This window comes from Lysinibacillus sp. FSL P2-0066 (genome assembly GCF_037969495.1).
Classification (GTDB): domain Bacteria; phylum Bacillota; class Bacilli; order Bacillales_A; family Planococcaceae; genus Lysinibacillus; species Lysinibacillus boronitolerans.
Window position 1 is genome coordinate 3,479,840 of the sequence record NZ_CP150202.1, and the last position, 25,680, is coordinate 3,505,519.

A 25,680-nucleotide genomic window follows, 5' to 3' on the forward strand; every position below is an offset into this window, starting at 1 on the left:
TAGTTTTTTCTTATTATTACTTTCTATCATTTATTTCGTAGATTAACAACATTACTATAGTAATAAATGTGACTAAACAATAAATAGACGTCATAAAAAATACATAGTTTCTCATCAATTTAACTACAAATAAAAAAGAGTACATAAGTCGTTAAACTTATGTACCCTTTTATAAAATTTTTAATTCTTATTTAACCGGTACTACTGCACCTTTCCACTCTTCTAAAATGAAGTCTTGGATTTCTTTAGATGTTAATACTTCTAATAATTTTTTAATTTCAGGTTTTGATTCATCACCTGCACGTACAGCGATGATGTTAACATATGGAGATTCTTTATCTTCAAGAGAAATAGCATCTTCAATTGGGTTTAAACCGTTATCGATGGCAAAGTTAGAATTGATAAGTACTGCATCGCCTTCATCGTTTTCGTACATTTGTACAAGCATTTCTGGGGCAGTATTTGCATCGAATTTAAAGTTTTTAGGATTTTCTTCAATATCCTTTAATTCTGCTGCTGTTTTATCAATGCCTTCTTTTAATTTGATTAAGCCTTTAGCCTCTAACAATGACAGCATACGACCATGGTCAGATACTGAATTAGAAAGTAAAATTGTTGCGCCTTCAGGCAGGTCTTCTAACGTTTTATATTTTTTAGAGTAAATACCGATTGGTTCAATATGAACGCCACCTGCATTAACGAAATCATAGCCATTGTCTTTAATTTGTAGCTCTAAGTAAGGAATGTGCTGGAAATAGTTTGCATCAATATCTTTTGACTCTAAATCTTGGTTTGGTAGAACATAATCTGTATACGTTTCAATTTCAAGGTCTATGCCTTCTTTAGCTAAGATCGGTTTTGCTTTTTCTAAAATAACTGCGTGTGGTGTATTAGAAGCACCTACTTTTAATGTTACGTTTTCTTTGCTATCTGTTTGATCGCCAGATGCTGATTTTTCATCTTCTTTTTTATCTGTACCGCAAGCTGCTAATGCTAGTACAAGTATTGATAAAAATAATCCTGCTAATAACTTTTTCATTTATGACACTCCCTTGTATTTGTTTTAAATATGTTAGCGGTAAAAACCGGAATAACCTCATTTTCGTGCTAGCGTTTATCAATTTTTTCAGTAATTAAATCACCAATCCATTGAATAATAAATACGACTACTAAGATCAAAATAGTTGCCATTAATGTCACATCTTGGCGATTTCGCTGGAAGCCGTCTAAGAAAGCTAAGTTACCAAGACCACCTGCACCAATAATTCCTGCCATCGCTGTATAACCTACAAGAGCAACAGCCGTTACCGTGATACCAGAAATCAAAGCTGGTAATGATTCAGGGACCAATACTTTCCAAATAATTGTAGAAGTTTTCGCCCCCATTGAACGGGCTGCTTCAATAACACCTTTATCTATTTCACGTAACGCAATTAATACCATACGAGCATAAAACGGTGCTGCACCGATAATTAAAGCAGGTAACGCCGCATTGGCACCTCGAATTGTACCTAGTAAAAACTTCGTAAATGGAATTAATAAAATAATTAATACGATAAATGGAATGGAACGGAAAATATTAACGAGTGATCCTGTTAAAAAGTTAACGATTTTATTTGCCCATAACTGATTGGGGCTTGTTAAAAATAGAACGATACCAATGACTAACCCTAGAATAAATGTCACAACCGTTGATATAGCTGTCATGTATAAAGTTTCATACGTAGCTTGCCACATATTTTCCCAGTCTACATTCGGAAAGAGGTTAGTTAGCATTTGCAATCACCTCCGTTTGTACTTCGACTGTATTTAAATAACGAAGGGCTTCAGTGACGTTTGTCTGAGTGCCATCAATTTGCACAATCAATGTACCATATGCACCATTTTTTGTTTGCGAAATATTTCCGTGAACAATACTTACTTCTACATCAAATTGTTTCACAAGATGTGAGATGACAGGCTGTTCTGTTTTTTCACCAACAAAAATTAATTTGACAAGTTGTCCAGTTGGATAGTTTGTTTTAATTTGTGCTACCGTATCCTGTGTTTCCTTAGTGTCTGTAATTTGAGAGACAAACTTTTTGGTAATGGCTGCTTGTGGTGCTTGGAAGACTTGTAATACCTCACCACGTTCCACAATTTCGCCTGCCTCCATCACCGCTACACGATGACAAATTTTGCGGATGACATGCATTTCGTGGGTAATCAGGACGATTGTTAAGCCTAAGCGTTCATTTATATCAACGAGTAAATCAAGAATGGCATCCGTTGTTTCAGGATCGAGTGCTGATGTCGCCTCATCACATAGTAAAACCTCTGGATTATTCGCCAATGCACGTGCAATCCCTACACGCTGCTTTTGTCCACCAGAAAGCTGAGATGGATATGCCTTATCGCGCCCTTCTAAGCCTACAAGGGCTATTAATTCCTTCACACGTGCTTCACGTTGAGCCTTTGGAAAGCCTGCGATTTCTAAAGGGAAAGCTATATTTTCGGCAACTGTTCTCGACCAAAGTAAATTGAAATGCTGGAAAATCATACTTACCTTTTGTCTAGCTGCTCTAAGCTTTTGTCCTTTTATCGATGAAAATTCCTGATTGTTCACCGTTACTGTTCCTGCTGTTGGTTTCTCTAAACCGTTTAGTAAACGAATCATGGTACTTTTACCTGCGCCACTATAGCCGATAATGCCAAAAATTTCACCTTTATTAATAGTAAGGTTGACGTCTTTGACTGCCGTTAATTCGCCATTTGTTGTTTTGTATTTCTTTGTAATATTTTGAAGCTGGATCATAGCGAATACTCCTTTTCTCATATAGAAAACCCCTTCACTCACAGACAAGTAGAAGGGGTCACGTATGATACGTTAAACCGTTCTCTCATCTTTCAAAGAAAAATCTTTGGGTGATTTGGCACCTTTTCACATTGTGATGGTTGCCGGGCTTCATAGGGCACTTCCCTCCGCCACTCTTCATAAGAGTTCGATATATTTAATGTTTTAGTAATATATTTGTTACTTTACCACGCTAGTAAAGTTCAGTCAATTGATTTTTTTAACAATTCATATAAAAATGGTACGGATTGAAAGGCATAAATCTTTTTTGTCACTTTTCCGCCATCACTGATGAGTAGACATGGAACACTTTCAATCTGATGCTCATAGGCAATGTGTTCCAAAAAGTTGATATTTGCTTTACCTATTTGTAGCTGTGGCAGTAATTGTTCAATAATGGACATCATTTTAGATGCCACTGCACACGTTCCACACATCGGTGTATATAAATAAAATGCAGTTTTCTCTCCCGACTGTTTAGCCGCTTCCCACTGCTCTGTTGACCATTCTTCCATTTACTCACGCAACCTTACAAAATATATTCATTATGGATTGAAAAATGTGCACGCAGTAAAATCATCGCTAACACTTTTCTTGGTGTTGTTTCTACTTCCTTGTACGTTGGCATTGTGCGCAGATGTTCAGCTTCTGGATAATGTCTGTCCATTAATGCACGTAGCTTATCGCCTGAAGTATCTGCATCAAAAAAAGTAAATAGCTCACAGCCCTCATAGGGATCCAGTAGTTCTTCTAATTGATGCACACCAATTGTACCATTCGTACATAGTATTGTAACATTCTCATTCAAAATAGGCTCAATTTGTAGCTTATCTGAGCGCCCTTCTACTATCAAGCATTTTCCCTCGAACATTACGCCACCTCCATTTAGAGATCCCTACTTATAAGTCATTATATAACAAAAAACGCCGGTAGTTGCCGACGTTTTTCGATTATGGCTTGTCTTATTCAGCGATCATTTCTTCGTATTGCTCTGCTGTCATTAGTTTCTCAACTTCTGATGCATCAGCAGGCTCAACAACGATCATCCATGCTTTTTCATATGGTGATTCATTAACGAATTCTGGGCTATCTTCTAAATCTGCATTTACTTCCACTACAGTACCTGAGATGGGTGCATATAATTCAGAAACAGTTTTTACTGATTCTACGCTACCGAATGGATCATCTGTTTTGATTTCGTCGCCAACTTGTGGAAGCTCAACGAATACGATATCTCCTAATTCAGATTGTGCGAAGTGAGTAATACCGATACGTACTTTTCCATCTTCTACTTTTACCCATTCATGTTCTTCAGAGTATCGTAAGTCTTTAGGTGTGCTCATGCAAAAAACCCCTCCATAAATATGTAATATATTCACTTTCAGTGTGCCATACTTCTCCTATAAATACAAGGTTTAATACGGTTATTTCCAAGCTTGCTCAAAATCTACTTCTTTAAAACCTAAAGTAACTTTTTTTCCATCTGTGACGATGGGACGTTTAATTAACATACCATCTGAAGCTAGTAGCTCAAGCTGCTCATCCTCCGTCATTTCTGCTAACTTGTCCTTTAAGCCAAGCTCACGATATTTCATACCTGAGGTATTAAAAAATTTCTTCAAAGGTTGTCCACTAGCTTGCCAAATAGCTGTTAATTCTTCCTTAGTTGGCGGTTGCTCTGCGATATGTACCTCTTCATAGGAAACCTCATGCTCATTTAACCACTTCTGTGCCTTTTTACATGTTGTACATTTCGGATAATGGAAAAATTGAATCGTCATTACAATGCTCCTCTTCTGTCTTTTTCTGTAGTATACCATCATAGTTGTTTTCAATGGTGAACTTCACTCTTTTTTGTAAGTTTATCCATCCGTTGTGCAAATTTATCCATTGCTTTTACGATTATCCATCTCATATAAAAAACCTAGCTATCTTTTGCAGATAGCTAGGTTAAATTTGCACTATTAAACAATATATTTTTCAGCATCAATTAATTTAACGGAAGCCTCACGCTTCTTCGCAATTAAATTGTATGGATTATTGCGAGTTAGCTTACGCAGTGCAGATAATGTCATACGAGCTGCATCGCCATCTGCGGAAGCAAGAATTGTGTCTTTTGCTTCTTTTTCGATCTCTGCGAATGCTTCCTGACAGAAGATTTGCGTATAGAGCAATTTTTGATGTGCTTTTTCAGCACCATCACGAGCAATTGCCTTTTCTGTACGTAAGACAGCTGATTCCATTGCAAATAATTGGTTTGCGATATTTGCAATGTTCACCAATACTTCTTGCTCTTGATCAAGTTTTGCACCAAAGCGTTGTGCTGCTAAGCCTGCAGCTAATACAGCAATTTTCTTCGCATTTTTCACTAAATATTTTTCTTGTGCTAGCGGCTCTGTACCGATGTCCTCTGGCATTAGCATAAGCAGCTCTTGCTGTAAATTTTGAGCAACTTGTAATAATGGTAGCTCACCTTTTAGCGCCTTTTTCATAAATGTGCCAGGTACAATCATGCGGTTAATTTCATTTGTACCTTCAAAAATTCGATTGATACGAGAATCACGGTAAATACGCTCAACCTCGTATTCAGCCATAAAGCCATAGCCGCCATGAAGTTGGACAGCTTCATCAGCAATATAGTCTAAAGTTTCTGAACCGAATACTTTGGCAATAGAGCATTCAATGGCATATTCAGCGATCGCGCCTGCAATTACTTTTCCTTGCTTTTGCTCTTCAGGGCTTAACTGACTTAAGCGGTCCTCAAATAGACCAACCGTACGATAGTTTAATGATTCTGATGCATACAGTTGAGAAGCCATTGTAGATAATTTCTCTTTTGTCAGATTGAAATCAGAAAGCTTTGTTTTAAATTGCTGACGTTGGTTTGTATACTGAATAGCTAACTCCAATGCACGTTTCGATCCGCCAATTGTGCCCACGCCTAGTTTATAACGACCAATGTTTAAAATATTGAACGCAATGATATGACCACGACCAATTTCGCCTAATAGATTTTCTACAGGTACTTCCGCATCTTCCAATACTAATGTACGAGTTGATGATGATTTAATCCCCATTTTCTTTTCTTCAGGGCCAACTGAAACACCATTGTAGGCACGTTCTACGATAAAGGCAGAAAATTTATCGCCATCAATTTTTGCGTAGACAACAAATACATCAGCAAAGCCTGCATTCGTAATCCACTGTTTTTCACCATTTAAAATATAATGTGTGCCAGCTTCATTTAATTTGGCAGTCGTTTTTGCACCTAAAGCATCCGAACCTGAACCTGGCTCTGTTAATGCATAGGCAGCGATTAATTCACCTGAAGCAAGCTTAGGTAAGTATTTTTTCTTTTGATCTTCATTACCGAATAAAACAATTGGTAATGACCCAATTCCAACGTGAGCACCATGTGTGATAGAGAAACCACCTGCAACAGACATTTTTTCAGCGATTAAAGCTGAAGAAACTTTGTCTAATCCTAGCCCATCGTATTCTTCAGGCACGTCTGCTCCAAGTAAGCCTAATTCGCCTGCACTTTTTAGGAGACGCACTGAATGCTCAAATTCATGGTGCTCTAAATTTTCAACTACTGGTAAAACTTCATTTGCTACGTATTCCTCTGTTGTTTTAGCAATCATTTTATGCTCGTCAGTGAAATCTTCCGGTGTAAATACACGATCTAATTCCACATCTTCAATAAGAAATCCGCCGCCTTTAATGAAATCAGTTGTTTTTTCAGTCATGATTAATTCCTCCCAATATATCTTTTTGTTAGTTGATTCCCCTAATGATCATATATAGAAAAGCTTGATGTATACAATGTTCGGAGGCAACCGTAAACAGTACACCTCAAGCTGATCTAGCAAAATTTATAGAATTTCAAATACGCCAGCAGCACCCATGCCGCCACCAATACACATTGTCACGACGCCATATTTCTTCTCTTGACGCTTCAATTCGTGAATTAGCTTTAAAGTTAAAATAGCTCCCGTTGCGCCTAATGGATGACCTAATGCAATCGCTCCACCATTGACATTGACTTTCTCTTGGTCGATGCCTAAATGACGTACCACCTGTAATGACTGTGAAGCAAACGCTTCATTAATTTCCCATAAATCAATATCATCGATGGATAAGCCTGCAATTTCCAACGCTTTTGGCACTGCCACGATAGGCCCGATACCCATTACTTCAGGAGGTACACCGCCTACTGCAAAGCCTAGGAATTTTGCCATTGGTGTCAGTCCTTGCTTGTCAGCTTCTTCACGATCCATTACTAGTACAGCTGCTGCACCATCGGAAGTTTGAGAGGCATTCCCCGCCGTTACACTGCCTTTTACATGGAAAGCTGGACGCAATTTTGCTAAACCTTCAACTGATGTACCTGGACGTACACCTTCATCCATACTGAATGTGAATTTTTTTACTTGTGGTTTATTGTTATCGTCTACGTAATGCTGTTCCACTTCGATTGGTACAATTTCATCATTGAATTTACCTTCTTTAATTGCCTTTTCAGCAAGCGTGTGCGAGCGAACAGCAAAAGCATCTTGATCTTCACGACTAACATTATATTGACGAGCTACTTCCTCAGCTGTATGTCCCATGCCCATATAATATTGTGGAGCCGTTTCTGCTAAAGTCGGATTTAAACGTGGTGTATTCCCTACCATCGGTACCATACTCATGGATTCTACACCACCAGCAAGAATGGCCTTTGAGTGTCCTAGCATAATTCGCTCTGCTGCATAGGCAATCGCCTGTAAACCTGATGAGCAAAATCTATTAATCGTCAGAGCAGGGGTTGTATCTGGTAATCCAGCAAGTGCCCCAATACTACGTGCTACATTCATTCCTTGCTCTGCTTCTGGCATCGCACAGCCTAAAATTAAATCATCAATCGGCCCTTCATAGCCTGCTCTTTTCAGTGTTTCTTTGACTACGACAGCACCAAAATCGTCTGGTCTTACTGTTGCTAAAGAACCTTTTTTTGCTTTTCCAATTGGAGTTCGTGCTCCTGCTACAATAACGGCTTCACGCATCGTATTAATCCCCCTTTGTTTCATGTGCAAGATTGGTTTATTTCGTCAATTTAGTTACGAAGTGGTTTACCTTTTAACAGCATGTGTTGCATTCTCTGCTGTGATAGCGGATCAGCAACAAGGCTAAGGAATGCCTCACGCTCTAAGTTCAATAAATATTGCTCATCGACTAATGTGCCGTACGGAACCTTTCCACCTGCAATAACATAAGCTAATTTTTTAGCAATTTTTAAATCATGTTCGCTAATAAAGCCTGACTCAAACATCCCTTGCGCACCGATGAGTAATGTACCATAGCCTGATGCACCGACCACTGGTACTTTCGTTGGTACAGGTGGTTGATAGCCCGCTTCGTAAAGCGCTAATGCTGCCTGCTTCGCATCATACAATTGATGATCTGGATTAACTGAAATACCATCAGCAAAGTTTAGGAAATTATTTTCACGTGCTTCCTCACCAGATGTTGAAACCTTCGCCATCGCAATTGTTTCAAATACTTTATTAGCAATATGTTGATAGTCTACCTCTACACCGTTTGGTAAGCCCTTTAGGAATTTTTGATAGAGCGCTTTATTTCCGCCACCACCTGGGATTAATCCAACCCCTACTTCCACCAAGCCCATATATGTTTCCATTGTTGCTTGAATATGTGCAGCTGGTAAGCAAACCTCTGCTCCCCCACCTAATGTCATAGCAAACGGTGCTGCTACAACAGGCTTACGTGAATATTTAATTTTCTGCATGGCATCTTGGAATGCCTTAATGACGAAATCTAGCTCAAATATATTATCATCCTGTGCTTCTACTAAAATCATTCCTAGATTTGCCCCAACACAGAAGTTTTTCCCCTGATTACCGATGACTAAGCCCTTAAAGTTAGCCTCTACTTCATCTACCGCAAAGTTAATCATTTGGATAATATCTAAACCGATCGCATTGGATTGCGAATGGAACTCAAGTAATGCAATTCCATCACCTAAGTCTATTAAACTGGCACCTGTGTTTGATTTAATCACACCATGCTTTTTCTTATAGCGTTTTAAATTAATCTCTTTTTCATTCACTGGCACTTTCACATATTGTGAACCATCATAGTATGCTAAATCACCGTCTAATTCTGTATAGAATGTCTCAAACCCATTTGCTAACATCTCTTTGACAAATGCAGGTACCTCTCGGCCTTCAGCCTCCATTTTCGCCACAGAATCTTTTACGCCTATAGCATCCCAAATTTCAAATGGCCCTTGTTGCCAGCCGAAGCCCCATTTCATCGCGTTATCAATGGCTACGATATCATCGGCAATCTCACCATGTAGCTGTGCAGAATAAAGTAGCGTTGGTGCAAAAATACCCCATAATAGCTCACCTGTACGATCCTTCGCATAGGTTAACGCCTTCACTTTATTGGCTAATCCACGAGTTTGTTTTACCATTTCAATAGAAGGTGTTTTTAATTTTTTGGCTGGACTATACGTTAAGGTTGCTGGATCAATCTCATGTATCTCTTTTCCTTGTTTTAAGAAGAAACCTTGACCCGATTTTGCTCCTAGCCAACCGTTCGTGACCATTTTTTGTAAAAATTCAGGTACTGCAAATACTTGCTGCTCGTCACCTGTTGTTTGATCGTAAACATTTTTCGCTACATGAATGAATGTATCTAAACCAACTACATCTAGCGTACGGAAAGTTGCAGACTTTGGACGGCCAATAAGCGGCCCTGTTACAGAGTCTACCTCACCAACAGAGTAACCACCTTTTAACATTTCCTGTAAAGTGACTAGTAAACCATATGTTCCAATGCGGTTGGCAATAAAGTTTGGTGTATCTTTTGCAAGTACTACTCCTTTACCAAGCACATCTTCCCCAAACGTTTTCATGAAGCTAACTACTTCAGGTGCAGTTGTATTGGCAGGAATCACTTCTAATAATTTTAAATAGCGAGGTGGGTTGAAAAAGTGTGTGCCAAGAAAATGTTTTTGGAAATCATCTGAACGCCCCTCTGCCATCGCATTAATGCTAATACCTGATGTATTTGAACTAATGATTGTTCCTGGTGTACGAACAGCATCAATTTTTTCGTAAAGACTTTGTTTAATTGATAAATTTTCTACAACAACTTCAATAATCCAATCTACGTCTTTTAGTTTCCCTAGATCGTCTTCAAAGTTGCCAACCGTTAGTAGTGATAAATTTTTCTTAGAAGTAAGTGGTGCTGGCTTTTGCTTTAATAACTTTTGCAAAGCTCCGTTTACAATACGATTTCTTACAGCTGGATGCTCTAAAGAAAGACCCTTTGCCTCTTCCTCTTGCGTCAGTTCCTTTGGTGCAATATCCAATAGTAATGTTGGTATACCGATATTTGCTAAATGTGCTGCAATTCCAGAGCCCATCACCCCAGAACCTAGAACAGCTGCTTTTTTAATGTTGTAAGTCACAAGCAATTCCCCCTTATTCTCCCATTGAATGAATAGCCATTCATTTTTTGGCCAAAAAAATATCAAGTGTACCTTAGTAAATTTTTTGTCCTTTTGTTGAATGAGATTCCCTCCACTCAACCAAGCACGACTAAGGTTTATCTTCGTTCCAAAACGACACTTCTCAATGAATGAAGATAAAACTACTTTTCTGTTTTTAGTGTAGATTATTTTGTCTAATTTAGCAATCTTTTTTCAAGAATTATTTTTGCAGTATACATCTTTTTTTGTTTTTAACGAGCTAAAAGAGGACAAGAAGTAGCGATCGAAACGACCAAACAGAAAACTTTCAGATTGCAAGAAAAATGTGTAGAATGGAAAGCAAGGAGAGTGAATACTTAATGAAAACTATTACTACTGCAGAACAATTTAACGAATTAATCGCTGGCGACCAAAAAGTTTTAGTGAAATTTTATGCTGGCTGGTGCCCTGATTGCACACGTATGAATATGTTTATCGATCCAATCATTGAAGAGTACAACCAATATGACTGGTATGAGCTAAACCGTGACGAGCTTCCAGAAATCGCTGATAAGTACGATGTTATGGGTATTCCAAGTCTATTGATTTTCCAAAATGGTGAAAAGCTTGCACACTTACATAGTGCAAATGCAAAAACACCTCAGCAAGTAACAGAATTTTTATCTGCTCAACAATAATGGCGAGAGAGCTGCATTTCTTCTTGAAATGCAGCTCTTTTTGAAAGGAGATTCCATTATGCGTCAACAATTAATACTACTTGGAAAATCACAATACGATGAATCGATTGCGCCAAGCTATCGCAATTCTGCCTGTGGACCTACTACGATTCATGTCATCTTAAAATTTTCAAACGAGTCAACTCCTTCTATTAATGAGCTATATAAACTGCTTGGTGGTACAAAAATTGGCTTATTCAAATGGAGACTGATTCACAATCTTCGTCAACTGCTTCCAACCTGGGATATTCGAACTTGTTCATTAAAGGAAGCTTTACAGGAAATTGACGCAGGCCGACCAGTTGCTATGCGTTTTGATCGCTATTTTAGCCTTCAGTGGCGAGATAAAAAATCAACCTTTGCTTATCATTGGGTACCGCTTATTGGCTATGAGATAAAAAATGATGAGCTATGGCTAATATTCCATGATAATGGTGGTCCACATCGTGATAGCCAAATTCGACAGGCTCTCTATAAAGATAACGAAAAGGTATTATCCTTTGTTAAATTAGCACCTTACTAGGTCAAACTACAGACTATTAATTGCTCTTTTTTAAGGTGTCTTTAATTACCTCTGCAAAAATATCAGCAGTTCGATAGGTTTCTTCCAGATTATTTTCTGACCCTCCAATATTTAGTAACAATGAATTTCCATGCAGGTCTTGATTATAGGTATTGGCTGGTCTCTCTCCCTTTTCTATAACTCCTCTCGATAGCCCAGGGTATCGTTGCTCCAATTGTTCATGAAGCTGTACAGCAAATTGTTTATTCTGCTCATAATTAATACTGATTTTCGAAACAATAAATTGGATCTTTGCGTATGATTTACCATTTATTTCGATCGTTGAATCACTTCTACTACTGGAATCTCGGTGAATGTCAAACACCATCTGAATACTGTCATTGTCTTCTAACGCTTTTTTTAAATAGTAACCAGAAAATAAATAGGCTTCTGTGTATTGCTTATTATATTTTTCTAAGACGCCAAAGATATCTGAATTATCATGAATGGCATTAATTTGCATATCATTTAATGCTTTACTTAACCTTTTCCCAACAAGCGTAACATTTTTCGTTTCACTCACTGCCGTCATCTTTTCCTTTTGTACGTCAAGTTCGGGAAAATAAGATTCCCGATTATGCGTGTGATAAATGTAAACTAGAGGCTTTGCTAACGTTTGTGCAGATTGTCCAAATGTATGGTTGACCCCATCTCTTTCAAGAATTAGCAAACAAAAAACGAAAATAGATACGAAAACGCCGCTTGAAATAATCGTCGTAAATCTTATAAATTTCCTTTTTTTCTCTAAGTCCCTCGCCTTCATTCGAAGCATCTTTTCCGTTGTGCTTTTAAACTCTTTTGATGGAAGCTGAGGGTACAATTCTTTTAGCTCATCCATTAATTCCTGCTCATTTTGCATTTGGCAAAGCCCCCTCTACATCTATATTTAGTTTGTTTTTCAGAATCTTCAAAGCTCGATGGTAATCCACTTTAACTTTCGCCATACTGCATTGTAAAACGGCTGCAGTTTCACTAACTGAAAATTCATTAATACCTCTGAGAATGACAACAGCTCGGAAATTGGGCTTTAATGTTGCAATAGCCTCATGGATTAATCTTTTCGTTTCTGCTATTTCAAATTCTTCATCTGGTTTCTTATCGCTTGATGCTAACTGTTTAAAAAATCCCTCTTTAAATAAGGTCGTAAATCTCTTTTTTCGATAATGATCGATTGCTACATGTTTTGCTATTGATAATATCCAAGTATTTAAAGGATAGTTACTATTAAATTTTGGTAAACTTTTCAAAACTCGAATAAATACTTCTTGTGTTAAATCCTCTGCATCATTTCGATTACCCATAAAATAAATCAAAAACCGATATACATCCAAATAATACAAATTGTAAATTTCTACTATTTTTGATTCTAAATTAGGCGAATCAAACAAGCTCTCCCCTCCTCCATGTATTGTCACTTATAATTCGTTTGAAAGTGAAAAAAGGTTACAAAAAATTTCAATAAAAAAAGCAGAGCATATGACTATACTCTGCGATGATCAACTAAATAAGGGTATACAAAGATCGGGCATGCTTGGCAATTAGCGTGTAGCCACGCTCTTCTATTGCTTTAAAAATATGTGGTTCATACTTCGGTACCACAAGGCTCGTAAAATCAGCATCAATTGGTACATTGGTTTGAATTGTTGCAAGCTCATGTGATAGCTGCAACATTTCTAAATTATCCTGGATTTTTGTTCTTTGGCCTGGCTTCAATTCACCAAGTGATGCCAGTATTTTGTCTATCGAGCCATATGTTTGAATAAGCGTTAACGCTTGTTTAGGGCCAATCCCTTTCACACCTGGATAGCCATCACTTGAATCACCCATAAAGGCTTTCACCTGTGCAAACTGTGAAGGTTCAATACAATATTCTTCTTTAAAGCGAGCGTGTGTATAAATATCGTATTCTGTATAGCCCTTTTTCATAAACGCAATTTCTGTAGATGGTCTTAAAAGCTGAAGTAAATCCTTATCACCACTAATGACCGTAATGTCTGCCTCGTCCTGCCATTTTGTAATCATGGAGCCAATTAAATCATCCGCTTCCATACCCTTCACGCCGAAATTTTGCCAGCCCATTTGCTGCGATAAATTTTTCGCCATATCAAATTGTGGTAGCATCTCCTCTGGTGGTGCTGGGCGATTCGCTTTATAGCCATCAAATAAATCATTGCGGAATGTATGTGCCCCCATATCCCAGCAAACCGCCATATGTGTTGGCTTCATAATAGTTTGTGCTGTTAGAACATGGCGCACAAATCCTTGGGCTCCATTCGTTGGTGTTCCATCTGCCAAGCGAATAAAATGCCCCATGGCAGCCGAAGCGAAAAAAGAACGGAATAACAGTGCCATACCGTCGACAATCAATAATTTTGGTTTTGTTGTCATAATAAATTTCCTCTCTATTACAATACAAAGTTTGTATTAATTTATTGTTTTCTACTTAAACATTATAGCAAACTTTTAAAAATCAGCATTGTTAATACTCGGAAATACGCTTGCTCTACAACATAACCTTTCCTTTTTTCGAAATACGATTGCGATGATCTAGCTGAATGCCTGTTAACCATTGCAAAAATGCCGTCACACCGATTTTAACAGTTTCTGGACGCAGTATGCCTTCTTTAGGATCAGCATAAACAAAGTCAATATGACGAACACCCTCATTTTCTCCAATAAGCTTGAGAATATCAAACAACTCATAAGCAGTTAAACCACCTGGCGAGGCTGCAGGAACATCACAGGCAAATACAATATCAAGTGCATCTAAATCCACTGACACATAAATACGATCTACTTCATACATAAGCTGACGTAGCATTTCACGAATTGTGAGCTGAATACCATCACGTCGCATTTGCTTTAACGTAATCATATGGATGCCTTGTTCTTTAGCATAATGTATCATTTCAGGTGAATTGAAAAATCCATGCAAACCGACATTATAGACATGTCTTCCCTCAACAACCCCTGCTGCAATTAACTGATGAATTGGAGAATCTTGCGCTAAACCAATTTCCTCTTGGTTTCTTGCATCTAAATGCGTATCAATCTGAATGATGCCAATCCGATCCTGTGGGAAGGCATTTTTTATACCTTTTATGGAGTGCGCGGTAATTGTATGATCTCCCCCAATTAAACAAGTAAAGCTTCTTTGAAAGGCTATACTTAAATTTTCTGCAGCGGCCTCAATGGCAGATTCCGAAAGCATTCTATCCTTTTCTAGAATCGCCACATCCCCGATATCCACAACTGAAAGGGCACGCAAATTCACCTGCTCATCTAGATTATACGATTGAAAACCTGGCCAAGCCTTTCGAAACGCTGTTGGGTACTGTGCTTTTGATGACGCACCATTGGCATACGATAAAAGAGCACCATACACAACAATATCCACCTCATTTGGATTCGGATTTGCTTGCTGCTTTATCCACTGATGCATAGCTGATCCATTTTCCTGCTTCCATTGGCATTCTGATTGTATAAACATATTCATCTACCACCTTCTTCTCTATTCCACTCAAGTTAAATTGACCTACACTAATTGTTGCTCTCCTATAAATGTCCTAACATATTTTCTCTATAGTAATAGTACCATTCGTACAATGATTTTCGTCAAAGATTTTCTTTTTTCCTTTTATATTGAAAATATTCTTTTAATCAAACAAAAAAAGCAAACTTGAAATCAGTTTGCTCAGAAATTGCATGTATTTAAGTTAGGGTTATGCCAATTCTCTGCTTTGTGAGCTGGTTTCAACCTGCTTTTATCAAATACTCTTCAAATAGCGACCCTTATTTTTGCCAATACTTAGGTCAACTCTTCGTCCAGAAATCCCTCTTATCAAGCAGAGTCCCCCTCCATTTCGACTACTTTTGCTGTTTCGAATGGCTTTCGCAAAGTTCTGCTACCTCATACATGGAATAGCTTTGGAAATCATATTGGCTACGCAGCTCTTGATGATAACTTAATAGCTCTTCTAGCATCGCCAAATTCTTATCAGTATGCTTACCAAAATTATGAGGGTGCCACCATAAATGATAAAAGGCTTGTGCCTGGGCAGCCTTGAGCATGCCTTCCTTTATTCGCTTTACTTTTAAATTTTCGAATATCCGCAATGGACTACAGTATGGCCTTAAAAAAGCACTTGATCGAATATTAATCAGTTGCTCCTCTTGCATTTCTTCCAAGGTGGCTATATGATGGCCAGTTATATTCCAATAGCTATCTATCCACTTCTTAGCACCTAAAAGTCTTCCCTTTTTCGTAAACTTTTGTGCGTCATATAGTACATGATTTTCGGTGCCTCTATAGCAAACATATCCCGCTTCTAAACAAGCTGTAAAATAGTCTTTGTTTATTTGATTACGAGGAAACACAATGGACTTCATGGGCGCAGTATAGCCGTCACTGATTGTTTTCGTTGCATGTAAATCAGCACAAAAGGCAGCTTTCGTTTGGCCCTTCTCCAAGCAATAAAAATGAGAAAAGGTATGACTTCCTATTTCCTGATGTGGTGTACGTTTAATTATCTCAATTAATGATTTACCAAAATGCAGGAGATCCTCTTGTTCATTGTCGCCTACTTTTGCTAGCTGTGTATGTGCTGCAAAGCGCATATTTTCATATTTCACAGGGATACCTCGTAAATAATGAGCCATTTCTGCCTTTGATTCAGCAAATAATAATCCAACGGTAGCCCAAGTTGCATGGATGTCATATTGCTCAAATAACGCTAGTATCCTGGGCAAGGCTTTACGTACACCATATAGGTTTTTATTGTATTGCCCATAACGAAATACGTCATGGACACCCCAATTTAGCTCAAAATCTAATGAAATAACGAGACCCCCACCATTCATGTTGCTACTTCCTCCATTTTTGCACACCTAGTAGTAGTGCACGTATTTTTGATTGGATAATGTAGCCTGAGTAAACATGAACAACCTGGCCACCAAAGCTCAATTTAAAGGCTCGTACATTTCGATTGTCCGTTAATTCCCCCATATCATATAAGACAAAACCTTGCTCCTTTAGATGTAGCAGGTTATGCCAAATCAAAAACCGATTTGCATACCGGAAAGGACGTTTTAATTGGGCAGGCAAAGCTGTTGCATGACATGTTGCCTCGTAATAAGACATCGCTTTTTTCTCATGCACAATATCTAATCGATAACATAATGTCTGTCCACAAAAACTCTGGATCTCCGATAATAATAATGCGCCCTGCTGATTGAGAAGCAGGATGGTTTCCATTTGCGACTTGCCGATTGTTTCAATTTTCTTCCTTTTGGCAAACTGATTGTAAAATTGCTGAAAAGCTCTCAAGTTTTCTATGGATGGCTCTTTATACAAAATGACTTGATACGATTCTTTTTGGGCACGTCGTAAGATTTTACGATTACCTTCAGACAGTGCTAAATACAATGAAAGCTCATGCTCTTGTAAATGAATATGAATTGTTTCGCTTTTCACAAGCTTCCGACTTGGTACTAGTGAATGCGTATAGCCTACAACTTTCATAGACTTTCGAAAATTGGCTGGCTTTTCGAGAAAATAAAAATGCTGCATTGCGATATTCCATCGCTTACTTTTAATGGACAGAATGTACATCGCCCCCACTCTCTGTATATTTTTCTACATGGTGTCGCTCAAAACGAGCAATTTTATAATGTTTCATTCGAGAAATAGGTTTATAGCCTAGCTTTACTAAACGCTTGCGCTTGCGCCATTGCCAAAAACTTACCGTTACCCACAATGTTTGTGCTGGTTTTATTTTTCGGAAAAAAGCTGTAATAATATCGATTTGTTTGAAAACATCATAGGCTAAAAAATAGGTTTGCTTCGGTAAGGCTTCTACAATTTGCATTGAATCCACTCGCCAATTTGCGGCATGTAATGCAAACGCTGGCTTATTCGTTTCTGCAAAGGAGTCTTTATAGATCGTATAGCCCTTATAAAAGAGAGCCATGACTTCTTCCTGATCAAGCTGCATCGCTTCCTGAATCGACATTTCTTCAAATAAATTCCCGACAGGTTGCTGTGGTGATACGTCCTCTGATGGGGATAACTCATACAGCTCCACTTGTTTCAACCGAATAAATTTTTCTACGAATTGTTGTCCATATTCTAGCCAATCTTTTACCTTTCCATACTTTACTAAATAACGTAAATGGCCCAGTGTGTTACGCTTCCAATCTACGACTCGATGGTTCCCTTTCATATATTCCTTAAGTCGTTGCTTTAACGATAAAAACCCTGCCAGTAAATTTGTACGTTTCGTACCGCTGCTAGCAAGCATCTGTCTTGTAAAATCAATGTCGGAGCGCCAGTCAAATTTATATTGCTCATAGCCTATACTCATATCAAATAAGCGATAGTTAGCAGCAAACGTTCGCTGGATGGTTTCCTGATTGATTATCCGACCAGCGCCAAATAAATTAAAGGTTGGCTCATGCGCAAGAGCATATGTCACATAGCGACCACGACAGCATAACCCATAGGTGAAAGCAATCCACTGGTTTTCAAAGACAAGTGCATCGACCTCTACCTGTAATGCCTCACCTTTAAGCATCGTTAAACGCTCAAAAAAATCTCTCTTCTTGCCTTTTGTAAAGCCACTTGTATCCAGTTTTTTTGCCCATCGACGATCAAATAATCGAAACATTTGCCAAAGCTCGTCCTGTGAAGGTTCGCGCCTTGCTAAGGAGCCTAAATTTTTTAGTTTTCGTTCTCGTCGATCAACGCCATGCATTTTTCGACGTTGGTTGAAATGGTGCTGAAAATCTATTTCTGAAAAGGCAAGATAGGGTGTCACAACTCGGAAAAGACTTGTACGTAATTGTCTTTCTACAAAGTATTGCTCTAAGATTTTAGTAGACATCTTACTTTCTAATAAACCATGCAAAGAAAAAAGAATATGTCGATGCTTTTTAATAAGCTCATCAAAAACAAAAGTTGTAGCTTGCTGTAACCATTCCTTTTTAGACACAACCCCTGTATAATTGGCGATGTTTTCTCCTGCAAAAGCATACACCCTTACCCCTAAGCGAATAGACACTGTAAAGGGGAAAAAAGCCATAATCGTGCCCTCATGTTCAATGGCGTAAAGCTCTACACGCTCTTTCCGACCTACAATTTGCCACCAATTATAAAACCAAGCAAATTCTATAAACGGATTATCATTGTCCTCTTCTTCTAAAATGGCATCCCAAATTTCCTTGTACCACATAAGCTCATCATCAGTTCTAATGCGAATTAATTGCATTTAATCCCCTTTCTTCACTAGTTCTGAAACAGCCTGTTGATAAACAGCCAATGTTTTTTGATACATGGGGTTAAAGGTGAAATATTGTAAATAACGGTGTTCACTTGCCGTCCCCATTTGCTTTCTTAAAGTAGCATCCATTAATAATTGACGCAGCCTCTTCTGCAATAATTCGTTATTCTCTCGTTCCACTAAAAATCCGTTGTCATAATCAAAAATAAGCTCTTTCACACCACCTACATTTGTTGCAATAATAGGAAGACCTACACGCATCGCTTCAATAATCGAAATCGGCAAGCCTTCCCAATCTGATAACAGAACAAACAGGTGGCATTTCTCTAGATAAGAATGAACGTCTAATTGATTACCTAAAAATGTTACACGATTCGATAAACCATTTTGTTCAACGAAATGTTCTAGAGCTGGACGCAGAGAACCATCCCCAATCAATTGAAGGTGCCAGGGGATATCCGTCAGTTCCGCTAAAGTCTTTAACAAGACATCTTGTCTTTTAGGCACTTCAAAACGAGCAACCATGACAATGACTGGCTGCTCCTCCATGCATATCTTTTTAGTTGTCTCACTTCTCTTTATAGGGTCAATGCCATTATGAATCGTCAGTAATTTATGAGCAGGAGCAACCTTTTTCAGTAGTGCTAGTTCCCGATCATATTCAGACACCGTAATAATTTTTGTCGTGAATGGCTGAATTGATTTTTCCAACCGATGATAGAACAGCTTTTTCTTTTGAGGAACACCTTCTGTAAAGCTCCAGCTGTGTGCCGTAAAAATAGTAGGAATTCGTAACAAACTACCGACTACGCGACCAATCACACCAGCCTTGGATGAATGGGTGGCTATTACGTCTGGTTGTAGGTGTTTGAAAACGGCTCTTAATTGCCAAAATGCTTGAAAATCTTTCGTTATATGAATAGCCCGTTGAAGAGCAGGCACACTGATAACAGGAATTTTATGCGCTTTTAAGTGCCACAGTGATGGTTGATAGGAGCCCGTCACTACTGTGACATCATGCCCATCCTGTTTTAAGTGGATAGCAAGTGCCTCCACATGCTTTTGTGCACCTCCAACTTTATCCATTCGTGTAATAAGCTGAACGATCTTCAGTATGGCCACTCCTTATTTTTTAATAAGCACCTGTGCGTGCAACGACAACATAAATTGTCTTAAACAAAATTTGGACATCCAACCATAAGGAATAATGATCAACGTATTCAATGTCATATGATATTTTTTGTCCATGTGAAATATTCGACCTACCGTTAATTTGAGCTAGGCCTGTTAATCCTGGCTTTACCTCCAAACGTCGAGCCTGTAAGGAATTATATGCATTCGTAATCGTTGGTACCTCAGGACGTGGACCTACAATGCTCATATCACCCTTTAACACATTTAAAAGTTGTGGGATTTCATCTATACTGAGCTTTCGTAGGATAGCGCCTACTTTTGTGATGCGTGTATCTTGCTCTGTTTTAAAATAATAATCATCAGGGATACCATCAGCACAAATAGTTGGCATATTAACTGGAACGGCCTGAATACACATTGTTCGTAGCTTCCAAATCACAAAGCGGTGATGATCGAGGCCAGTTCGGATTTGTTTAAAAAATATGGGGCGACCTGTCGTGATGAGTAAAATGAGGAATACAGCTAGCATTAGAGGAATCGTTATAAAAAGCAAAAATAATGCCCCAATAATATCAAATATTCTTTTGCCGTACTGACCATAGAATGTGAGATTCTGAGCTGTCTGAACGTGCAATACATCATCCTTTGCATTTTTTTAGCACTTAACTCTATATATTCATTTTGAACATTTCTAGAACTATTTTAGAAAAAGTGCTTATTTTATGAAAAAAGGAGTTATATCAGCGACACTTGCTGAATAACTCCTGCTGTCTTATTATATGCTTGCTTCTAAAATTTGAACATCACATTCAATCACAACATTACCTTTTAACGCTTTACTAATCATACATGTTTGTTCTGCCTTGTATGCTAAGCGTAGCAGTCTTTTTTCAAGGTGTTCTGTTAGCTCTTGCACAATAATCGTCGGTTTATGTACAATTTTTTCATACGTAAAAATGCCATTTTCTACACTAACAAATCCTTGTGCCTGCATGGATAACTCCAGCACATCTATTTCTGATCTTTCGAATAAAGCAGCTAGTGTAATCAAATAACAGGTTGCGGCTGCCCCTAAAAGCATTTCATCTGGATTTGTACCAATGCCTGGCCCATTCATTTCCTGAGGAATAGAAATTTGTGTTTGCAAATTACTTGCATGGATATTTCCTGTACCGTTTCTTCCCTCCGACCAAGTTAAGTCCATTGTGAATTTATGCTGAACCATTCTAACTCCTCCTTTATTTATGAAGCGAAGAAAAATGCCCGCTTACAAATGTAAGACGAGCATTCCTTTTATTCAACTGTAGCTGTATTTTTTTCTGTCTCAATATGACGCCCTTTTTTAGTCATGGTTTGGTACTCAGCAAGACGAGCCGTTGTACGCCAATAGTGATAGACAAGTCGATCAATCCACAGCAAAGCCTCCACTTTCGATACGGCTGTCTCTAACTCTACCACATTTTCAACTGTATGCTCAAAATATGCGTTTCGTTTATCACGTCGCACCGCAGCCATTTCGGAAGAAGTGACTTCAAGCAAGGTTGCAATCTCAGGTAGACGTTCATCCTCATCAATGATCAGTAGTACTTTTTCCAATACCTCTAACCATTTTTGGGTTAATGTCTCCTGTAATTGAAAGGCATTTGGATGTTGCTCGCGTAATGCCTTTGACAAACGATAGAGGTGGTCTAAAGCATGCAAAAGGGCAATATGCTTAAAACGTTCTTTTTGAGAGGAAGATTGGATAGCATCCATAAATAAACGTGTTTTTTCAATCGCCTCATCCATTTGAGCCAATCTACTGTCTGTTTCAGCTGTGCGTTTTTTTCCTTGAATAAGAGAAACGAGTACAGTTGTCATTTCCTTAGTAATATCTTGTAATGTATTAAAGGATACCTCTACTGCAACCCCAGGTAATTTGGCAACACTATTATCTAAATTACGAGTTAAGTAATTTCCTTTTTCAGGTATCATTTTTTCAATGGCCTTTGCAAAAGGACGAACAAATGGCACAAAGAGTACCGCGCCAATCACACTAAACAATGTATGGAAAACAGCAATGCCTAGTGTTTCATCAAAGCTACCATTGATGGATTTCGTGACGAACTCTGTAAGAGCAAACATAAACCTTGCACCGAATGTCACGAGTATAGCAGTGACTACATTGAACATCACATGTGTCACAGCTGTTCGTTTCGCAGCTGTTGATGCACCAATCGCAGCAAATAATGCCGTAGCAGTTGTCCCGATATTTTGACCAATGACTAAATAAGCAGCCTGTTCAAAATCAATGGCACCTGCATATAAAGCTGTTAAAGTGGCTGCTATTGCGGCACTAGAAGCCTGCATAATAACCGTCATGATAAGACCCAAAACAATTAAAATGAGTTTTCCACTAATAGAATTAGCACTAAATGCGTCGAATGGAATTTTATCTTGTACAGCAGCCATTCCTCCCTGAAGAACATCAATGCCTAAAAATAATAAGCCAAAACCAGTCACTAGCCCTCCAATTGCTTTGTAATCACGCGGTGCGAGCAATTGGACAAATACACCAAGTGCAATAAAAGGCAGTGACATTGTCTGCATATTTATCTTGAAGCCAATTAAGGATATAATCCAGCCAGTACTTGTACTCCCGATATTCGCGCCAATAATGACTCCTATCGATTGGACAAATGTGAGGAGACCAGCACTGACAAAACCAATCGTAATCAAGGTTGTGGCCGTGGAGGATTGTACAAGCATTGTCATAAATGTACCAGATAATACCGAGCTAATGGTCCCACCTGTAAAACGATTGAGCCATTTTTTCAAGGCATCTCCTGCCAATTCCTTTAAACCGTTCGTTAGCATCGTCATTCCAAGTAAGAATAAACCGATGCCCCCTAGCACATTGATCAATCTATCAACACTCCCCGCTAAAATTGTATCTATATTATGAAAGACTCCTTTTTTATAGGAGTTTTATTCCTCAAACATTCTTAATCGTACCATTAATAAATTTGAGAAAATAGGGATATTTCCCTGCATTGTACAAAATCAACCATTATTTTACGAAAAACAATGTGATAATTTTTATGGTAGAATAGAATAAATAATTCTTTAGGAGATTTTCAAAATGATTTTAACAAAGCAAGAAGCAATACAAGCACTTAAAAAGAACAAGTTCATCGGTTTTACTATTACAACAGGCAATATTATTATGAAAAAGATTAATAAAACCGAGTATAATATTTTTGTTTTTGAAGAAGGAAGAGAAAAACCATTACGCTATGTAGGCTCTATTATGAACGTAATGGCGACAATGAGCGATAAAGCTTCTAAAAAGGATTTTGTGATTGTTGAACAACTACCAGCTGGAAACAGTGCTGAAGAATCTCAATCTACTGAACAGGAAGCAGTAATAGAAGAGAAAGTCGAACCAATTGAGGAAAAGCCTTTAGTTGAAGGTCAAGAAGAAAGCCGTGCGATCGCTGGCTATGAAGGATTGTACGAAATGACGACAAGTGGTCGAATTATCACGGTAAGAGAAAACCGCCCATTGGCTCGTTGTAATGATGAGTATGGGTTCCATATTGCGCGACTAACAAAGGATGGGAAGGCATCTAGCCATAATGTCTTTGAACTTTGGAAACAGACATTCCCAGAGCTGGAGCACACTCTTTTCAAAGGGGCCTTAAAAGCCAAGTATGGTACAGGCTGTAAGCTAATTGATAAACCCGGTATCCATTTTTAATGAAACACCCTCAGCAAATAAGCTGAGGGTGTTGTTGTTTAGATATGATATATTTTTTGCCATTTGAAAATCTTTATTATATTGATTTTAGCTGCTTTATGAAAGCCAGCCTGCATGAGCTTTCTCCGTCTGTATCTCTTATACCAGGGGGCTATTGTACAGACTGTTCTCCCTTCCCGTTGCACATCTGCAACGATCTCAACTAGTCGCTGGCTGTCATATTCTTTTATAAACGACATATTGTCTGACAGCTCATAGGAATAGTTAACCGTTTCTTCCACTGCCGTTTGATCGTGTCGCTTATAGATGACATGATCGCTCTCTGCAAATAGCCGATAGCCCTTATAGAAGTCTGCAACATTTGTCGCTTGCTCCTTCACCGTCATGAGGTCCTTCATTGATAATTCTTGAAATCTCACATTTCCGTTATCCTGTTGTTGCTCTGCAATATAAACGTCTAAACTATGAATTGCTAGCATTCGTTGGAATATTTTTGTAACAGCTCTTAGCCACTCCTTCGTGCTTGCATGCTTCAGAAAATAACGCAGTTCTCCTAATCGGTCTCGCTTTAATTTTACTAGCTGATGATTATTCGTTAATAGCCCTTTTAGTCGGTCACGTAAGACCATCCATAAACGAATAATACGCTCTGTAACTCCTTTTGTACTCATCACAAATTTCCTAGTGAAATCAATATGTGTATACCATTCAAACTTATATGGCTCATAGCCACTTCCTAAGTCATAATAACGATAGCCAGCTTGATGTGCTTTTAGCATATTTTCTTTCTCAATGAGGCGTCCTGGACCAAATAAATTAAAATCTGGTTCATGGCCCATTGCCTGACAAAAATTACGCTCTCTACAGCATAGGTCAATTGTAAATGCAATCCATTGACCTTCAAATTGTAAACTATCGACTTCTACCCGAAGCACCTTGCTGTTTGTTTTTGCTAGCCGCTCATAAAATAGGCGTGTTTGCTTTTCTGTAAAGCCACTTTTATCAATTTTCTTTTGCCATCTTCTCTTGAATAACATAAACATGTCTTGGAGATGATTGTGATTTACTTCCTGAAAGACGACATGACCAAGTGACTTTAATTTGTTTTCACGTCGTTTAAGGCTTTTGAATTTCTTGCGATGCTTTTGTAGAAATGTATCCATTGGAATGGTTTGAAAATCGATATAGGATGTGACAGTTCGAAAAATTGAATGAGGCATCTGATATTCAATCGCATACTTTTCTAATTCTTGAGAGGTATTTTTACTTTCTAATAATCCATGTAACACGATTAAATAACGCTTATATTTTCGTGAAAACTCCTTCAAGAGAAATGTGATAGAAGGTTCTAGCCACTCCTTGTCAGCGATCACTTCCATATAGGTCGCAAAACCTTGTCCTAAAAAGCTAAAATAATGGATTGTACTAAATCGTACAGAATGCACTAACGGAAAAAAAGCCACTGCTACACCTTGATGCTCCACTATGTAAATCTCGACATTGTCATGAACCCCAAGCGTTGTCCACCAAGTTGAAATCCATTCGTACTCAATAAAAGGGTTATTATTATACTCTTTTTCAAGTATCTCTGACCAAGTGCTCCGATAGGGCTCTAACTCTTTGATAGTCGTAATGAGTTTATAAGCTAGCAATGAACTAAATCGCTCCTTTTCCCGTGATCATCGCCATACATTTAGTAGCCACTATATTCCTAGCAAGAAAGTATTAGAACATTACACCAACGTAAAAACCCCTCCCTCTATAAATGTTGATATATCAACGGTCTGACCCGTTTTTAAAGTGATGAAAATATTTTTTCACCGCATAGTACATATAGTCTTTTCTAGTTCTTCAATTCATTGTCATTTGGTGAGTACGCTTCGCTAAAGTTAATTGAAAAAAATTAACTTTTAAT

The 25,680-nt window shown here is 38.2% G+C and carries 25 protein-coding genes and 1 riboswitch; of the genes, 3 read left to right on the forward strand and 22 right to left on the reverse strand.

The window, feature by feature from the left end; all coding sequences use genetic code 11:
* Positions 1–187 precede the first annotated feature (187 nt).
* The 10 genes from MKZ14_RS17445 to MKZ14_RS17490 all read right to left on the reverse strand — a co-directional run bounded on the left by MKZ14_RS17445 (position 188) and on the right by MKZ14_RS17490 (position 10,316).
* Positions 188–1,039 (reverse strand): MetQ/NlpA family ABC transporter substrate-binding protein, encoded by an 852-nt coding sequence (locus MKZ14_RS17445; protein ID WP_281217205.1) that lies wholly within the window; start codon positions 1,037–1,039, stop codon positions 188–190.
* Positions 1,040–1,107: 68 nt separating this feature from the next.
* Positions 1,108–1,776 (reverse strand): methionine ABC transporter permease, encoded by a 669-nt coding sequence (locus tag MKZ14_RS17450; protein WP_004228234.1) that lies wholly within the window; start codon positions 1,774–1,776, stop codon positions 1,108–1,110.
* The gene (locus tag MKZ14_RS17455) at positions 1,766–2,794 is read right to left on the reverse strand and encodes a methionine ABC transporter ATP-binding protein (protein ID WP_333003778.1); all 1,029 of its coding nucleotides are present in this window, start codon (positions 2,792–2,794) and stop codon (positions 1,766–1,768) included. The genes MKZ14_RS17450 and MKZ14_RS17455 overlap by 11 nt, the downstream gene beginning before the upstream one ends.
* Before the next feature lie 82 nt (positions 2,795–2,876).
* Positions 2,877–2,980, reverse strand: a riboswitch (SAM riboswitch).
* 56 nt (positions 2,981–3,036) lie between these two features.
* Complete coding sequence (locus tag MKZ14_RS17460) at positions 3,037–3,348, reverse strand: thioredoxin family protein (RefSeq protein WP_333003593.1); 312 nt, start codon at positions 3,346–3,348, stop codon at positions 3,037–3,039.
* A gap of 14 nt (positions 3,349–3,362) precedes the next feature.
* Positions 3,363–3,704 (reverse strand): hypothetical protein, encoded by a 342-nt coding sequence (locus MKZ14_RS17465; RefSeq protein ID WP_004228229.1) that lies wholly within the window; start codon positions 3,702–3,704, stop codon positions 3,363–3,365.
* A gap of 91 nt (positions 3,705–3,795) precedes the next feature.
* A complete protein-coding gene (gene gcvH / locus MKZ14_RS17470; RefSeq protein WP_004228227.1) occupies positions 3,796–4,176 on the reverse strand; it encodes a glycine cleavage system protein GcvH in 381 nt (126 codons plus the stop codon).
* Positions 4,177–4,257: 81 nt separating this feature from the next.
* Complete coding sequence (locus MKZ14_RS17475) at positions 4,258–4,614, reverse strand: arsenate reductase family protein (RefSeq protein WP_004228225.1); 357 nt, start codon at positions 4,612–4,614, stop codon at positions 4,258–4,260.
* Positions 4,615–4,797: 183 nt separating this feature from the next.
* Positions 4,798–6,582 carry an acyl-CoA dehydrogenase family protein gene (locus MKZ14_RS17480; protein ID WP_016993952.1) on the reverse strand — a complete coding sequence of 595 codons (1,785 nt, stop codon included), beginning with the start codon at positions 6,580–6,582 and terminating at the stop codon, positions 4,798–4,800.
* A 126-nt stretch (positions 6,583–6,708) separates the two neighbouring features.
* On the reverse strand, positions 6,709–7,881 hold the full coding sequence (locus MKZ14_RS17485) for an acetyl-CoA C-acetyltransferase (RefSeq protein WP_333003601.1): 1,173 nt from the start codon (positions 7,879–7,881) through the stop codon (positions 6,709–6,711).
* A gap of 50 nt (positions 7,882–7,931) precedes the next feature.
* Positions 7,932–10,316, reverse strand: a complete 2,385-nt coding sequence (locus MKZ14_RS17490) for a 3-hydroxyacyl-CoA dehydrogenase/enoyl-CoA hydratase family protein (RefSeq protein WP_339280245.1) — start codon at positions 10,314–10,316, stop codon at positions 7,932–7,934.
* Between the two features lie 353 nt (positions 10,317–10,669).
* Here MKZ14_RS17490 and MKZ14_RS17495 point away from each other — a divergent pair, with 353 nt between their 5' ends.
* Both MKZ14_RS17495 and MKZ14_RS17500 read left to right on the forward strand, forming a co-directional pair.
* A complete protein-coding gene (locus tag MKZ14_RS17495; RefSeq protein WP_081010969.1) occupies positions 10,670–11,014 on the forward strand; it encodes a thioredoxin family protein in 345 nt (114 codons plus the stop codon).
* Between the two features lie 58 nt (positions 11,015–11,072).
* Positions 11,073–11,576 (forward strand): C39 family peptidase, encoded by a 504-nt coding sequence (locus MKZ14_RS17500; protein ID WP_339280246.1) that lies wholly within the window; start codon positions 11,073–11,075, stop codon positions 11,574–11,576.
* A gap of 16 nt (positions 11,577–11,592) precedes the next feature.
* On the opposite strand, the gene MKZ14_RS17505 is transcribed toward MKZ14_RS17500, so the two are convergent.
* The 11 genes from MKZ14_RS17505 to MKZ14_RS17555 all read right to left on the reverse strand — a co-directional run bounded on the left by MKZ14_RS17505 (position 11,593) and on the right by MKZ14_RS17555 (position 22,921).
* Positions 11,593–12,474 carry a stage II sporulation protein P gene (locus MKZ14_RS17505; RefSeq protein ID WP_339280247.1) on the reverse strand — a complete coding sequence of 294 codons (882 nt, stop codon included), beginning with the start codon at positions 12,472–12,474 and terminating at the stop codon, positions 11,593–11,595.
* Positions 12,464–13,003, reverse strand: a complete 540-nt coding sequence (locus MKZ14_RS17510) for an RNA polymerase sigma factor (protein WP_036078650.1) — start codon at positions 13,001–13,003, stop codon at positions 12,464–12,466. Before MKZ14_RS17510 ends, MKZ14_RS17505 begins: the two co-directional genes overlap by 11 nt.
* Before the next feature lie 112 nt (positions 13,004–13,115).
* The gene (locus tag MKZ14_RS17515) at positions 13,116–14,003 is read right to left on the reverse strand and encodes a 5'-3' exonuclease (protein WP_339280248.1); all 888 of its coding nucleotides are present in this window, start codon (positions 14,001–14,003) and stop codon (positions 13,116–13,118) included.
* A 115-nt stretch (positions 14,004–14,118) separates the two neighbouring features.
* A complete protein-coding gene (locus tag MKZ14_RS17520) occupies positions 14,119–15,105 on the reverse strand; it encodes an agmatinase family protein (protein ID WP_339280249.1) in 987 nt (328 codons plus the stop codon).
* 377 nt (positions 15,106–15,482) lie between these two features.
* Positions 15,483–16,475: a polysaccharide deacetylase family protein gene (locus tag MKZ14_RS17525; protein WP_339280250.1), complete on the reverse strand. Its 993-nt coding sequence runs from the start codon at positions 16,473–16,475 to the stop codon at positions 15,483–15,485.
* A 4-nt stretch (positions 16,476–16,479) separates the two neighbouring features.
* Positions 16,480–17,226: a hypothetical protein gene (locus tag MKZ14_RS17530; RefSeq protein WP_244905034.1), complete on the reverse strand. Its 747-nt coding sequence runs from the start codon at positions 17,224–17,226 to the stop codon at positions 16,480–16,482.
* The gene (locus MKZ14_RS17535) at positions 17,207–18,880 is read right to left on the reverse strand and encodes a GNAT family N-acetyltransferase (protein WP_339280251.1); all 1,674 of its coding nucleotides are present in this window, start codon (positions 18,878–18,880) and stop codon (positions 17,207–17,209) included. The genes MKZ14_RS17530 and MKZ14_RS17535 overlap by 20 nt, the downstream gene beginning before the upstream one ends.
* Positions 18,881–20,014, reverse strand: coding sequence for a glycosyltransferase family 4 protein (locus MKZ14_RS17540; RefSeq protein WP_339280252.1), 1,134 nt, complete (start codon positions 20,012–20,014; stop codon positions 18,881–18,883).
* Positions 20,015–20,024: 10 nt separating this feature from the next.
* Positions 20,025–20,660: a sugar transferase gene (locus MKZ14_RS17545; RefSeq protein ID WP_016992335.1), complete on the reverse strand. Its 636-nt coding sequence runs from the start codon at positions 20,658–20,660 to the stop codon at positions 20,025–20,027.
* 141 nt (positions 20,661–20,801) lie between these two features.
* Positions 20,802–21,251, reverse strand: a complete 450-nt coding sequence (locus MKZ14_RS17550) for an SACOL1771 family peroxiredoxin (RefSeq protein WP_339280253.1) — start codon at positions 21,249–21,251, stop codon at positions 20,802–20,804.
* Between the two features lie 68 nt (positions 21,252–21,319).
* Positions 21,320–22,921, reverse strand: coding sequence for a Na/Pi symporter (locus MKZ14_RS17555; protein WP_244905037.1), 1,602 nt, complete (start codon positions 22,919–22,921; stop codon positions 21,320–21,322).
* Positions 22,922–23,147: 226 nt separating this feature from the next.
* Between MKZ14_RS17555 and MKZ14_RS17560 the strand changes: the two genes are divergently transcribed.
* Complete coding sequence (locus MKZ14_RS17560) at positions 23,148–23,765, forward strand: 3-ketosteroid-delta-1-dehydrogenase (protein ID WP_036078664.1); 618 nt, start codon at positions 23,148–23,150, stop codon at positions 23,763–23,765.
* Between the two features lie 38 nt (positions 23,766–23,803).
* Here MKZ14_RS17560 and MKZ14_RS17565 read toward each other — a convergent pair whose 3' ends face one another.
* On the reverse strand, positions 23,804–25,417 hold the full coding sequence (locus tag MKZ14_RS17565) for a GNAT family N-acetyltransferase (RefSeq protein WP_258860859.1): 1,614 nt from the start codon (positions 25,415–25,417) through the stop codon (positions 23,804–23,806).
* Between the last annotated feature and the right edge of the window lie 263 nt (positions 25,418–25,680).